Annotated in this window: 11 protein-coding genes and 1 pseudogene; 5 read left to right on the top strand and 7 right to left on the bottom strand. The window is 72.4% G+C overall.

What is annotated here, in order from left to right; all coding sequences use genetic code 11:
• Window positions 1–46: 46 nt before the first annotated feature.
• The gene (locus tag QC283_RS17920) at window positions 47–814 is read right to left on the bottom strand and encodes an MBL fold metallo-hydrolase (RefSeq protein ID WP_279562555.1); all 768 of its coding nucleotides are present in this window, start codon (window positions 812–814) and stop codon (window positions 47–49) included.
• A gap of 86 nt (window positions 815–900) precedes the next feature.
• On the opposite strand from QC283_RS17920, the gene QC283_RS17915 reads away from it, so the two are divergent.
• Complete coding sequence (locus tag QC283_RS17915) at window positions 901–1,518, top strand: CGNR zinc finger domain-containing protein (protein ID WP_279562554.1); 618 nt, start codon at window positions 901–903, stop codon at window positions 1,516–1,518.
• Window positions 1,519–1,661: 143 nt separating this feature from the next.
• Window positions 1,662–2,267 carry an MBL fold metallo-hydrolase gene (locus QC283_RS17910; protein WP_279562553.1) on the top strand — a complete coding sequence of 202 codons (606 nt, stop codon included), beginning with the start codon at window positions 1,662–1,664 and terminating at the stop codon, window positions 2,265–2,267.
• Window positions 2,268–2,735: 468 nt separating this feature from the next.
• Here QC283_RS17910 and QC283_RS17905 read toward each other — a convergent pair whose 3' ends face one another.
• Together QC283_RS17905 and QC283_RS17900 are read right to left on the bottom strand one after the other, a co-directional pair.
• On the bottom strand, window positions 2,736–3,269 hold the full coding sequence (locus QC283_RS17905) for a CbrC family protein (protein ID WP_279562552.1): 534 nt from the start codon (window positions 3,267–3,269) through the stop codon (window positions 2,736–2,738).
• 175 nt (window positions 3,270–3,444) lie between these two features.
• Window positions 3,445–4,152 (bottom strand): annotated as a pseudogene (locus QC283_RS17900) (tyrosine-type recombinase/integrase); the annotation flags it as partial.
• Window positions 4,153–4,243: 91 nt separating this feature from the next.
• On the opposite strand from QC283_RS17900, the gene QC283_RS17895 reads away from it, so the two are divergent.
• Entirely contained in the window at window positions 4,244–4,663 is a 420-nt protein-coding gene (locus QC283_RS17895; protein ID WP_279562794.1) for a hypothetical protein, read from the top strand.
• A 556-nt stretch (window positions 4,664–5,219) separates the two neighbouring features.
• Window positions 5,220–5,582 carry a hypothetical protein gene (locus QC283_RS17890; protein ID WP_279562551.1) on the top strand — a complete coding sequence of 121 codons (363 nt, stop codon included), beginning with the start codon at window positions 5,220–5,222 and terminating at the stop codon, window positions 5,580–5,582.
• Between the two features lie 96 nt (window positions 5,583–5,678).
• Here QC283_RS17890 and QC283_RS17885 read toward each other — a convergent pair whose 3' ends face one another.
• From QC283_RS17885 to QC283_RS17870, 4 genes are all read right to left on the bottom strand, one after another.
• Entirely contained in the window at window positions 5,679–8,225 is a 2,547-nt protein-coding gene (locus QC283_RS17885; RefSeq protein ID WP_279562550.1) for an FtsX-like permease family protein, read from the bottom strand.
• 3 nt (window positions 8,226–8,228) lie between these two features.
• Window positions 8,229–9,089 carry an ABC transporter ATP-binding protein gene (locus tag QC283_RS17880; protein WP_279562549.1) on the bottom strand — a complete coding sequence of 287 codons (861 nt, stop codon included), beginning with the start codon at window positions 9,087–9,089 and terminating at the stop codon, window positions 8,229–8,231.
• A gap of 193 nt (window positions 9,090–9,282) precedes the next feature.
• On the bottom strand, window positions 9,283–10,374 hold the full coding sequence (locus QC283_RS17875) for a PP2C family protein-serine/threonine phosphatase (RefSeq protein WP_279562548.1): 1,092 nt from the start codon (window positions 10,372–10,374) through the stop codon (window positions 9,283–9,285).
• Window positions 10,375–10,560: 186 nt separating this feature from the next.
• Window positions 10,561–11,847, bottom strand: a complete 1,287-nt coding sequence (locus tag QC283_RS17870; RefSeq protein ID WP_279562547.1) for an MFS transporter — start codon at window positions 11,845–11,847, stop codon at window positions 10,561–10,563.
• 106 nt (window positions 11,848–11,953) lie between these two features.
• On the opposite strand from QC283_RS17870, the gene QC283_RS17865 reads away from it, so the two are divergent.
• A complete protein-coding gene (locus tag QC283_RS17865; RefSeq protein WP_279562546.1) occupies window positions 11,954–12,943 on the top strand; it encodes an ArsR/SmtB family transcription factor in 990 nt (329 codons plus the stop codon).
• Window positions 12,944–13,291 lie beyond the last annotated feature (348 nt).

Genomic DNA, 13,291 nt, shown 5'->3' with positions numbered 1-13,291 from the left:
GCCGCGGTGCACGCGTGGCGCGCCGCGGGGCCAGGGGCGTTCGGTGTCAGGCCAGTTCGACGCGGTCGATCAGTCCGGCGGTGGTGAAGGCGTCCACGAGCTGCTCGCAGCCCTCGGTGAAGTGGGCCCAGCTGTCGAAGTGGACCGGCACGATCCGGCGGGCGCCCAGGATGCGGGCGGCCTCGGCGGCTTGAGCGCTGTCGAGCGTGAGCAGCGCGCGGTCCAGGACGGGAGTGCGGACCGCGCCGGCGAACAGTACGGCGGTGTCCACCGGGCCCGACCGGTCGGCGATCTCACGGACCAGGGAGAGCTGGGCGTTGTCGCCGCTGACGTAGACGGTGGGCAGGCCGTCACCACTCAGGACGAAACCGACGACCTCGCCGACAACGGGTTCGAGGTCCGCGCGTGCTCCGGGCCCGTGCAGGGCCGGGACGCCGGTGACGGTGACCGTGCCGCCACCGGGGCGGTCGAGCTCGATGGACTCCCAGTCCTTCAAAGGGCGTGCGGTGCCGCCCAGCCGGCCCGCGCCACTGGGCGTGGTCAGGGTCAGGGGGACATCGGTGAGCAGGGCCCGGCCCGAGGCGTCGAGGTTGTCGTCGTGCTCGTCGTGCGACAGCAGCACCACATCGATACGGCCCAGATCAGCGGGCGTGGCGGAGGCGGGCGCGGTCTTGGCCAGGCCGGAGGGGTAGGTGCCGGGGGCGTCGAAGGTCGGGTCGGTCAGGAACCGCAGCCCGCCGTACTCGATGAGGGCGGTCGGACCGCCGAAGACACGGATGGGGACCTGCTCGCTGGACGCGCCGGTTGCTGCCATGACGAAATCACCTCACGGATAGATTGGCTTACATCCGTGACCATAGGCGTTTGTCACGGATAGAAGCAAGCTGTAGCGTGAGATACGTGAGTGAGACCGATACCGCCACCACCGTCGACGCAGCCGGCCCGGGGCTGCCCCCGGCACCGGGCGCTGAGCAATACCCCGCCCTCGACCTGGCCAACAGCGCCATTGCCCTGCCGGGCGGCCAGTTCCTCGATGTGTTGGGCACGCCCTCCGGCGCCAACCAGTGGCTGGTGGACCACAACCTGGCCCCCGCGGACGCCGGCATGCAGGAGATCTGCGCGGCACGTCTGCGCTCCCTGCGCGAGCAGGTACGCGCCCTGCTCGCCGCCCAGGTCGGCGGGCATCCGGCTCCCGCCACCGCGCTGGCGGCCGTCAACGACGCCCTCACGCGAGTGCCCACCGCCTCCCCGCTCGGCTGGGACTCGGTCCGCGGCATGCACCGCACCGCCCCGCACCCCATCGACCAGATCGTCGACCAGGCCCTCGGCATCCTCGCCGCCGACGCCGCCGACCTGCTCACCGGACCCGACGCCGAACGGCTGACGGCCTGCCCCTCCACCCCCTGCAACCGCTACCTGCTCCGCGCGGGGCGCCGCCACTGGTGCTCGGTGCGCTGCGGCGACCGCGCCCGCGCCGCCCGCGCCTACGCCCGCCGCACGCAGACCACCACCGACTGAGTCGAGCCACTCCCGCCCCGCCGCCGGTTCACCGGACCCGCGCCGGGGCGCGGTTTCGCACGACCTCAAGCCCCCGGCATGGACGGCCCAACTCGCCCTCCATCCGGTCGTTCCCCACGATCAACGAAGGACCATCGGCTCTCATGACGGCCACATTCACCCTGCTGACCACCGGTTACGACAGCCTCGACGCACGCAACGCGGACCGCGACGGCCGCGAGAAGCCGTGGCACGTCGCCTCGACCGTCTGCCTCCTGCGCGACGGCGACACGATCGTCGTCGTCGACCCCGGCATGGTCGAGGACCGCAAACTCATCCTGGGCCCGCTCGCCGCCGCCGGCGTAAGCCCCGAACAGGTGACCGACGTGGTCTTCAGCCACCACCACCCAGACCACACCCTCAACGCCGCCCTGTTCCCCAACGCGCGCGCCCACGACGTCTGGGCCGCCTACCACAACCACCTCTGGTACGACCGTCCCGCCGACGGGTACCAGCTCTCCCCCTCGATCCGCCTGATGGAAACGCCCGGCCACACTCCCCAGGACATCTCCACCGTCGCGGAAACCGCCGAAGGGACCGTCGTCCTCACCCACGCCTGGTGGAGCGTCCACGGCCCCGCCGAAGATCCCACCTCCGACGACCACGAGGGCCTGCGCGCCTCCCGCCGCAAGATCCTCGCCCTCAAGCCCGCCCTGATCGTCCCCGGCCACGGAGACCCCTTCGTCCCCGACGAGAGCACCCCCGTCTGAACCACGGAAGCCGGCCCCGGACCGGCCGGCTTCAATCCGCCGTCGCCTTCCGGTGCTTGCTCGCGGCGCCTGCTGGTGCCCTTCGTGATCATCTCGGTCGGCCGGCCCTCGCGGTTGCACGGCACACCGGGCCAGCCGGTGGGCGAGCGGGCCGGGTGCGCCTCTACAGCACAGGTTCAACACATATCAGCACGGGAAGCCCCGCGAAGACGTGAGAACTACGGAGGGGTGATTCCCTGGCCAGACCACCTGTAGCCCTCATTTCCCCAGGTCACAGCCCTACCCAGGGAAAACTCCTAAAGCGGGTGTCGCAGGTTCGAATCCTGCCGGGGGCACCAGTTCAGAAGGGGCCCACCTCCGGATTTTCGGAGGTGAGCCCTTCTGACATCCACGTCTGACATCAACGCGGGCGGTCACTGCCGCCCGCGTCCTCATCTGGTGTCGCAGACTCGCCACGGCAGCCGATCTTCAGGATGCGTCGGCGTAGGCGAGGTGGTCACCACAGACGGTGCACCGGAAGAGCATGGCGGTCATCCCCTCGCCCAGGCGGGTCAAGAGGCGCTCAACCTGGCTTTCGTCGTGGTGGCCATCGATGCGCAGGTCGGCACGCAGCTGGTCGAGAGCTTCGGGATGCTCCGCCAACTCGGTGTACCCGACTTCACCAACGAAGGCGCCCGCGTCGTGGCAGTGGACGAGCCAGTGCGGATCCTGCCAAGCGTGGAACCCAGGTGTGCGGCGGGTGACCTCGTACAACACGTCGTCGCTCACGCCGTCGAGCCCGTAGGAGTCGGTGAATTCACCCGCGAAACGATCAGCCGCGCTCCCGTCTGCAATGCACCAGGGGCAGAAGCGTCCGCTGACCTCTTGCGCGGAGTAGAAGGTTGCCGTGTAGATCCAGCCCGTGCTGCGGCCGCAGCAAGCACACGACTCTGCGGACGCGCGGATGGACCCGCTTGCCAGGGGTTCCGGGTGATACCGGAAGAAGGGCAGGTCGGTGCTCATCGCAGCTTCTTGATCTGCGCGTCGGTGGCCATGCCTACTGATCCCATGGAGGGCAGTCTGTCCGCAAGGAAGTTTGCGATCAAGCGGCGTCATCGAACTGCTGTCGGCCCGCCAGAAGGCCCCAGACCAATGACGGTCCGGGGCCCTTGATACCTACGTGCTTGAACTCCGTTGGTCACCGACGACCAGGGCGCCTCCGCAGCAGCCGGTCCATGTGGCTCATGGCCTCACGCTGCGTGTCCTGCACGACGTGCGTGTAGACGCCCATGGTGATGCTGATCTGTGAGTGCCCGAGGATCTCCATCACGACGCGAGGCGCGACTCCGGCCGCTGTGAGGAGCGTGGCGGTGCCGTGCCGGGCGTCGTGCAACCGAATGACGCGGAGGCCGGCGGACTCGGCGACGCGGGTAAAGGAGCGGTAGACGTTCCGCGGCTCGACCTGGCGGCCGGTCCGGGTGGTGAAGACGTAACCGGACTCCTGCCACTGCTCCCCCGCTTTGGCCCGTGCAGCCGCCTGCCGCATCCGGTGCCAGCGCAGGGGCGCGATACAGAGGGCAGGCAGCGGGACGGCCCGGCGACGGCGGCTCTTGGGATCGTCGTCGTAGAGGACGCCCCGACGGCGCTGCGTCTGCTGGCGGACGTAGAGAACGCGGCTGTCGAGATCGAGGTCCGACCAGCGCAGGCCGATGATCTCTCCCCGGCGGAGCCCCATGCCGATGGCGAGCACGAAGGCCGCGTACAGCGGGTCCATACGGGATGCCGCGAGGAAGTCGAGCGTCTCGTCGAGGGTCCACGGCTTCAGTTCACGATTGTCGGTGCGGGGCGGCTCGTCCAGCTTGGCGACGTTTCGCGTGATCAGTTCCTCGCGGCAGGCGGAGGACACCGAGGCGCTTGCCGGATGCCCTGCCGGTCGGCCTCTCCTCGCTCTACACTCCTCACCTTGCTGACGGTTGATCTGACCCGGGGAGCTGAGGTTGGCCGAGAGCAGTGAAGCCCAGAAGCTCGCGACATGGCTCGGGGTCGTGGTGTCGATCATCGCGGTGCTGGGGTTCTTCGGTATCGACAGGTTCGATGACCTGAAACGGGCGGTTGCCTCCCCGGAGCAGGCAAGGGCGTGCGAGAAGGCACGAGCCGCAACCAGCGACGCTGCCGAGGCGCCGCCGCTTCACGTGAATCCTGCGAAGTACTCTCCCCTTGCCCAGGCATTGAGGGAAGCGGCTGGGCTCACGGACGACAAGGAGCTCGGCAGACGGCTCCAGGTATCGGCCGACGCCTTCTCCGCTTACAGTCGGGCCCTCGTGGAGGGGGACACGAAAAGGGCTTGGGAAGCTCACGCGTGGGCGAAGCAGTCTCAGGAGAACTGGACTTCGCGCTGCGTGGCGAACGGCGTATAGCTGGGGAACTGGTTGGAGAAGGACCAGCCTCCGTCTTGCCTGAGTGCCCGACAGCTTACTGACGGGCCCCCTTCTGCTCGTCCTCACGCTGCCCCAAGGGCACCGAAGTGCGCAAGGAGCCGACAGAGGAGATCGACACGGACGCGTTCGAACCGATCTGCCGGCACCACGGCTCACCTACACCTGCCCGTCGGCGGCGGTCGCGCCCGGCGAGTCCTCCGTCCTCGATTTCGAGGTACGCGAGATCGCCGGCCGGCCGCGCGCCGGTTCGGGTGGGAACCCCGGGCCTGCGGGGTGCGTCCTCGTGGGCGTGACTGAATCGAGCAGCCTGCCCAGCCCTGACGACTGCTCGAGCCCTGGCGGCGGCTCGAGCGCAGACGAACGCTCTCCCGCTGACGAACGCTCTTCCGCTGACGGAAGCTCTCTTACTGACGAAAGCTCACTCCCCGACGGGCGCTCATTCTTGCGCGACGACTCGCGTATTGCCGATGTCTCAGAGACGGATGACGACGAAGCGTCTCCGCGGCCCGGCCCGTTGTGGCGCCATGCGTTGTGGGTGGTGGTCGTCACCGTCCTCGCGGTGGGGGTGGCCTGGGTCTCCGCGTCACACCGTCTCGGGCCCGACGAGTACGGGATTCCGCTCGCCGTCGAGGGGCAGACGTGGCCGTATGTGGGGGTCTGGGCCGCGGTCGGTCTGACGGGGGCGGCCATGCTGCGGGCTGTCGCCGCCAGGGTTCCGCTCGCGGGCCCGGAGGTGATCGCGATCGCGCCCACGTTCATGGGCGCCCGGCTGTCACTGGGCTGGCGGCCGGAGCCGCCGATGCTGGGTGCGATGGCCGCTGCGGCACTGGCGGTCGCGGTCATATGGTGTGCCATCGCACTGCGCAGCGGCTTCCGGGGCCGTGATGGCGTGCGGTGAGCTGCCGCCGGCGGGTGGGGGAGGGTGACGGGGACGGCCCCGTCACCGGTGGGTGACGGGGCCGGTGCGCGGGGGCGTCGGCCCGGTGCGCCGCCGTTACTCCCGGATGCCGATGCCCTGCACCGGTGGGGTGCGCAGAACGCGGCCGATGGGCAGCATCGTGGCGATCAGGGCGAGGGCGACGGTGCCGCCGACGATGGCGATCCAGCCGGCGGCCGGGACGTACGGGACGCGTTGTCCGGCGACGGCGTGGACGACCGAGGTGAGGGTGACGGCCGCGATCGCACCGCCGAGGGCGAGCGCCACGCCGAGCAGCCCGGCCTGTTCGGCGTGGACCATGCGTTTCACCTGGCCTCTGGTGACGCCGACCAGGCGCAGCAGGGACAGTTCCCTGGCCCGGGCGAGAGCCGCCATGATCAGGGTGTTGGCGGCGGCGAGTACCGCGTAGCCGACCAGGACGGCGATGAGCAGCTTGTTGAGCCAGCCGCTGATGGCCAGGTCCTGGGCGAGTTCGCCGGTGAGGGTGTCGGTGTCGGCCAGCGAGGCGGCGGGGTACCGGCCCGCGAGGTCGGTGAGGGCCTCGACCGTGCCGGCGTCGGCGTCCGGGGCGGTGCGGACGAGGATCCGGTCGTCGAGTCCGGTGACGGTGTGGCCGGCGAGGGCCGCGGTGTGGAGGGTGATGTCGCCGAAGCCCCAGCCGCGTTCGTACAGGGCGACGACCTTCAGGGTGACGGGGGTGCCGTCGCCCAGCCACAGTTCGGCCTTGTCACCGAGTTCCCAGCCCGCGGAGTCCGCCTGAGCGGTGGAGACCGCGACCGTGTCCTTCCTCAGGTCGGTGAGGCTGCCCGACCCCACCCGCAGGTCCAGGGTGTGTTCGACGCCCCGCGGGTCGATGCCCTGTGCGACGACGGCCTGGGCGCCCAGGTCGATCGGGACGACGACCGACGTACGCCGTACGCCCGTCGCGGCCCGCACGCCGGGGATGCGGCGGGCCTCTTCGGCGGTGGACGCGGGAAGGCCGGCGCCGCCGACGATCGCGTGCTGGGCGAGCGTGCCGTCACGGCTCTGGACGACCGTCTGACGCTGGAGGTTGTCCTGGAGGAACCAGACGGAACCGCCGAAGCCGACGGAGAGCACGAGCGCGGTGAGGACGGCGACCATGCCACGGGCGTTGGCGCGCATGTTCGCGGCGGCGAGGTAGCCGCTGCTGCCCCACACGGCCTTCAGGACGGGCCCGAGGAACCGGGCCGCGGCCTGGTTGATCCAGGGAGCGAGCAGAGCGACGGCCAGGACGAACATGTAGAGCATGCCCATGGCCGCGCCGAGGGCGGTCTGGCCGTCGGTGGCGCCGGTGAGACCGATCAGGGCGACGCCCCCGGCGAGGAAGGCCAGGCCGGTCACGACCCGTTTCCTGCTGCCGAGGCCGGTTTCGACGACGGCCTCGCCCAGCGCTTCGGTGGGGCGGATACGGGTGGTGCGCCGGGCCGCGATCCAGGCGGACCCCAGGGCCACCGCGGCGAGAGCGAGGGTGACCGCGGCGCCGGACAGCGGGCCGCCCCGCACGGTGAACGTCTCGGGGGCGAATCCTCGGGTGACGAGTTCGTCGCGGATCCATCCGGTGGCGACGAGTCCGAGAGGGACGCCGACCACCGCGGCCAGCAGTGCCAGCAGGCCGACCTCGCCGAGGATCATGCCCCGCACCTGGCCGGGGGTCGCGGCGATGGCGCGGAGCAGCGCGAGGTCGCGGCGGCGGTGCCGTACGGAGAGGCCGACGGTGGCGGCGACGACGAAGACGATGATCATTACGGCGTAACCGGCGAACGCCCCGCCTGCCTGGAGGGTGAAGTCCCGCGCGGCCCTGGCCTCGGGCTCTTCGGCCAGGCCCCGGTCGTCACCCGTGTAGGTCGTCGCCCCCGCCTTGTCGGTCACCTTCCGGATGCCGGCGAGGAGGGCGTCGCGGTCGGCGTCCGGTGCGGCGAGGACGCCGATGGCGTCGAAGCGACCCGGGCGCGGGTCGAGCCTGGCGGCGTGCGCGTCGGTGAAGAAGAGCGCCGCGTCGCCGGCGTCGGCGCTCGACGCGTCGCCGCCCTCCGGTTCGACGACCGCGCTGATCCGGTAGGAACGGCTCGCTCCGCCGGTGAGGATCTCCATGGAGTCGCCGGGGGTGAGGCCGGTGCCGGCGAGGAGGCGGGTGTCGACGGCGATCTCCCCGTCGGAGCGAGGCGGGGCTCCGTCCACCGTCCGGTACGGGGCGAGGGCGGCGCTGGCCCAGCCGTGGCCGGTGACCGCGAGGCCCGGTGCCCGCACGGCGGTGACGGCGAGGGAACGGTCGCCGACGGCTCGCTCCACGCCGGGCACCGCCGCGAGTTCGCCGGCCAGCGCGGTCGGAACGCTGCCGCGTTCGGGCAGCGCGATGACGGTCTTCTCGGTCTCGCCGAACATCTCGGTGGACACGGTCAGGTCCCGGTCGGCGACGACGGCGACCGTCTTCTCGTACCGCTGCGGCTGACCGTGGTAGCGCCAGCCGGACTCCACGAGCATCGCGCACGCCATGAGGACGGCGACACCGGCGGCGAGGGCGACGAACGTCGCCACGAAGCTGCCCTTGCGGTGGCGCAGCATCTGCGCGGCCAGGGTGAGCACGGTTCAGCCCTCCCGGCGCACGGCGGGCTGCGCGGCGTACGGGGCGATGTACGAGGCGGTGGGCTGCCCGGCGTACGGGGCGGCGTACGGGTTTTCGGACCGGGCGGCGGACTGGGCGGCGGGCTGGTGGCCGCCGAGGTGCGCGAGGTGTTCGGCGATCCGCTCGGCGCCGGGCTGCGGCATGTCCTGCACGACCCGCCCGTCGGCGAGTACGACGACCCGGTCCGCGTAGGAGGCGGCGACCGGGTCGTGGGTCACCATGACGACGGTCTGCCCGGCCTGGTCGACCACCGACCGCAGCAGCGACAGGACTTCGGCCGCGGTGCGGGTGTCGAGGGCGCCGGTGGGCTCGTCGCAGAAGATCACCTCGGGGCGGGTGACCAGCGCCCGTGCGATCGCGACCCGCTGCTGCTGACCGCCGGACAGCTGCGCGGGCCGGTGCCGCAGCCGCTCGCCCAGCCCGACCCGGGCGACGACCTCGGCGACCCACGCCGGATCCGGCCGCTGCCCGGACAGCCGGGAGGGCAGCAGGATGTTCTGTTCGACGTTCAGGGCGCCGACGAGGTTGAACGCCTGGAACACGAAGCCGATCCGGCTGCGGCGCAGTTCGGTCAGCCGCTTCTCCGACATCGTCGCCAGGTCGGTGGACCCGATCCGGACCGTCCCGGCGTCGGGGCGGTCCAGGCCCGCCGCGCAGTGCAGCAGCGTGCTCTTGCCGGAGCCGGAGGGTCCCATCACCGCGGTCGCCGTGCCCCGCACGAAGCGGAGGTCCACGTCGTTCAACGCCACCACCGGCTGATCACCACCGTACGTCTTCCGTACGCGTTCGAGGCTGACGGCGAGGTCGGCCGAGGTCACTGACATGGTGGAAACGCCTTCCGGGGCAAGCGCGGAGCAGGACAACTCGACGCTAGGACCGCCGGCCGCGTGAACCCATCCCGCCTGCGACCCGGTCCGAGGTAGCGCAGGCACTACCTCGGGCACTCGGGCACTCGGGCACTCGGGCAACCGTGGTCACGTTGCCGGCGCTTCCGCGGAGCGGGTCCTTACGGCCCGCTCACGCCGCCGGGGCGGCGGCGCCTCCACCGGCGTGCCCCTGGTACCGCAGCAGCAGCATCGCCGCGTCGTCGTGGTGCGGACCGGCCGCGTGCCGCACCAGGTCCTCTCGGAGCGCGTCCAGGGCGCGGTGGACGTCGGGTTCCTTCAGGAGGTGGGCGCGTTCGGCGAGCGGGTAGAAGCCGCCCTCCTCGTCCCGGGCCTCCGTGACCCCGTCGGTGTAGAGAAGCAGCTGGTCACCGGGGATGAAGGACACTGGGAACGGCTCCGGTCCGGGGCCGCCGTGCGCGGCCAGGCCCAGCGGCAGGGCGTAGGCGGGCGGCTCCGGGAAGTCGGCGGTGCCGTCCGGGTGGACGACCATCGGGGCCGGGTGGCCGTAGTTGAGGAGGACGACCTGGTGGTCGTAGCCGATCTCGGCGAGGATCGCGGTCACGAACTTCTCGTCCTCCAGCTCGCGGGCGACGCTGCGTTCGAGCCGCTCACCGAGCTTGACCAGGTCCTTCTCGTCGTACGCCGCCTCCCTGAAGGCACCGAGGACCCTGGCCGCGGTCTCCACCGCCGCCAGGCCCTTGCCCTGCACGTCGCCCACGATCACCCGGACGCCGTGCGGGGAGGCCACCACCTCGTACAGGTCGCCGCCGATCCGGGCCTCGGCGAGCGCCGAGGTGTACGAGACGGCCGCGTGCAGCGGGCCTGCGGTCAGCGGCACCGGACGCAGCAGCACCCGCTGGGCCGCCTCCGCGATCGACCGCACGTTGGCCAGCTCCGCCTCCCGGCGCGAACGCATCACGGCCGCCGCGATCCCTACGCCGGTCACCCCGGCCACCGACGCCATGGCGGTGAAGCCGCGGGGGCGGTCGAAGAGCCCGTTGAACAGGCCGAGGCCCACGCAGAGCAGCAGCGCGACCAGTCCGATCACCGCCGTACGCCGCCAGCCGCCGACCAGGCCGGCGAACGCCGGTCCCAGCGACACCAGGGGCAGAAGACCCACGTCCGGTCCGGCCGTGACGTCCACCAAGGCGACCACCGTCATGGCCGCCACGGGCATCCAGGACAGCATCGTGGAACTGGATGGCGACTTCTTCACGGTCATGACTACTCCGGTGTCGCAGCGCTCAAGAGCCGCCTTCTCCCTGTTCTCAGGCGTCCCTCCCCAGTCTCTTAGACTATGCAACGGTTTGCTGGCGCAGGAGTGGCCGGGCGGTCCTTAACCCAATCGAGGCCGGCGGACGCGCCGGCCGGCGCCCGCCGGCTGCGCCTGGACCGGCTACGACGGGCGTCAGGCCGCCGCCCGTGCCGCCCGCCTCGGCAGCAGGCCGCCGTCGGCCGCGTTCCGCCGGCTCGCCACGGTCAGCGTGAGCGTCACCACGAGTGAGCCGGCCGCCATCACGGTCATCGCCGTCGCCGGCGAGCTGAACTGGGCGACCGTGCCCGCCAGGGCCGCGGCGACGCCCTGCGTCGTGAGCATCCCGGCGGAGTGCAGCCCGAGGGCGTGCCCGGCGAGTTCGCCCGGCGTCAGGGCGACCAGGCGCTCCTGCTGCACCAGGCTCGCGCCGAAGCCGACGGAGGCGAGGGCGACCAGCACGGCCGTCAGCGGCAGCGGCGGGCGCAGGAAGAGGACGAGGTACGGCGCGGCCAGCAGCACCAGCAGTGGGATGCCGAGGCGGGGGCGCAGCCTGACCGGCGACAGGCGCCCGACCGCCACGTCCCCGGCCAGCATGCCCAGCGCCGCGCAGGCGAACAGCGTGCCCGCGGCGCCGGGGTCGTAGGAGACGTACAGCGACTCGCAGCCGACGACGAGGCCGTTGGGGAGCCACAGGGCGAGGTAGACGTGCCTGCGTGGTGCGGAGCGCCACAGCAGGGCGTTGGTGCGGTGGGTGGCGGCCACGGAGGGGCGGCCGGAGGCACGCGGCGGGCGGCGGGTCAGCCGGAGGGCGAGGCAGGCCGCGGTGCCGTAGAGGCCGGCCGCGAGCAGCAGGCACAGGCGGGGCGCGAGCAGGGTCAGCAGGGCGCCGCCGGCCGCGTACCCGGTGATCTGCATGATGCCGCTCATCATGTTGAAGAGCGAACGCCCGGCCAGGTAGCCGCCCTTGCCGTCCCCGTTCCTGCCTTCCCTGTCCTTGCCGTCCTCGTTCCTGCCGTCCTCGCTCCTGCCGTCCCCGGCGAGGATCTCGTTCAGCAGGCCCCAGCGCACCCCGCCGCCGAGCGAGGCGATCAGGCCCTCGGCGAGGACGATGGCGAACATCGCCCAGAGCGGCAGGCCGGGCAGTGCGAGGGCCGCGGTGGCGGCGGCGAACGCGAGCGAGAGGCCCGCCAGCGTCGCGCGCGGCGCCAGTCGGTCGGCGCCGGAGAGGAACAACGTGGCGCCCACCACCTGTGCCAGTGCCGGGCCGAACATGCTCACCGCGGACAGCAGCGGTGAGTTCGTCGCCCGGAACACCAGTGTGCCGAGTGCCAGGCCGCTCACCGTCTGAGCGGCGATGCCCGCCGAGGTGGAGAGGAAGAGGGCGCTGAACTCCGGGGTGCGGAAGAGGTCCGCGTAGCTCTTGCGGCTGGTGTCTGGCATGCGGGGAGTCTGGAGCGGGCCGGGTACCGGCCGTTATTGTTTCGCGCGGACGCGAAAGGTGGGGGCGGCCCGCGCGGCGCGTGTGGACCGAGGGGGGCGGGGCGGTGTGGGCTGGTGGCAGATCAGCGCCGACACGCTCGCCCGCAGCCGTTTCGTCCTCTCGCCGCTCGCCGAGACCTTCGCCTGCCTGAAACTCCTGCACGCCGAGGTGGCCGGGCACCCGGGCGAACGGGCCTGGCTGGACACCCACCTGCCCGCCTACCGGAGCCGACTGGCGGGCGATCCGGTGACCGCGCTGCTCGTCCGGTCGGGGGTCGGCCGGGAGTGGATCGCCGACTTCCTCACACCCACCCCGCGCGAGGACGAGACCTTCGAGGAGGGCGTCGCGCGGATCCGGGCGGTCCGCCCCGGCCGGGCTCGGGCGGATCTGCGCGTCTCCCTCGCCGGCCGCCCGCTCCCCGCCGCGCTGGACCGCGACGACCTGACCGAACGCGCCGCCGCGCTGTTGGAGTACGTCTGGTCCGAGGCCGTACGGCCGGACTGGGACCGGCGCCGCCGGGTCCTGGAGGCCGATGTCGTCGCGCGGATCGCGCAGGTGAGCCGGGGAGGCTGGGCGGCCGTGCTGGACGCCCTGCGGCCGGGCACGCGCTGGCTCGGCGACAGCCGGCTCCAGATCAACCTGAACGCGTACCCGCCGCGCGAGCTCGCCGGGGCCGAGCTGGTTCTCGTACCGATCACCCCGCAGCGGCACGGCTGGGTGTCGTGGGAGGAAGCCGAGCGGTACGCGGTCGTCTATCCGTGCGCGGGTGTCCTCGCGGACGACGGTGCCCGGACCGTGCCCGCGGCTCTGGGCGCGCTGCTCGGGCCGGCCCGGGCGGGCGTGCTGGTCCTGCTCGGCGACCCTATGAGCACCAGTCAGCTGGTCGGCGTGACCGGGCAGGGCCTCGGCTCGGTCGGGCGGCATCTGCGGGTGCTGCTGGACGCGGGGCTGGTGGAGCGGCGGCGGGCGGGCCGGTCGGTGCTGTACTCGCGGACCGCGGCCGGGGAGGTGCTCGTCGAGGCGGGCGAGCGGGGGCGTGACAGGGCCGGGGCGTGACAGGGCCGGGGCGTGACAGGGCCGGGGCGTGACAGGGCCGGGGCCTGAGGCAGTGGGGTTGACGTACGGGCGGGGCGCGGCGAGTGGCGGGGCATCGCCGGCTCGGCGGGCGGCGGTACGGCCGCGGTGGACGGCGGGACGGCCGCGGTGGACAGGCGGTACGGCCGCGGTGGACAGGCGGTACGGCCGCGGTGGACAGGCGGCGCGGGCGCGGTGGACAGGCGGCGCGGGCGGGGTGCGCGGTGGCCGACGGGCGGGGTGCGACGCGGTGGGGCGGGCCGCGGTGGGTGCTGCGGGACATTGGGGCGCTGGGCGGGCGGCAGGGCATCGTGGGCGCGGTGCGGCGGG

Source organism: Streptomyces sp. DH41 (genome assembly GCF_029813785.1).
Lineage (GTDB): Bacteria > Actinomycetota > Actinomycetes > Streptomycetales > Streptomycetaceae > Streptomyces.
The sequence above is the reverse complement of the archived record's forward strand: the minus strand, read 5'-3'. Positions and strand labels throughout refer to the sequence as shown.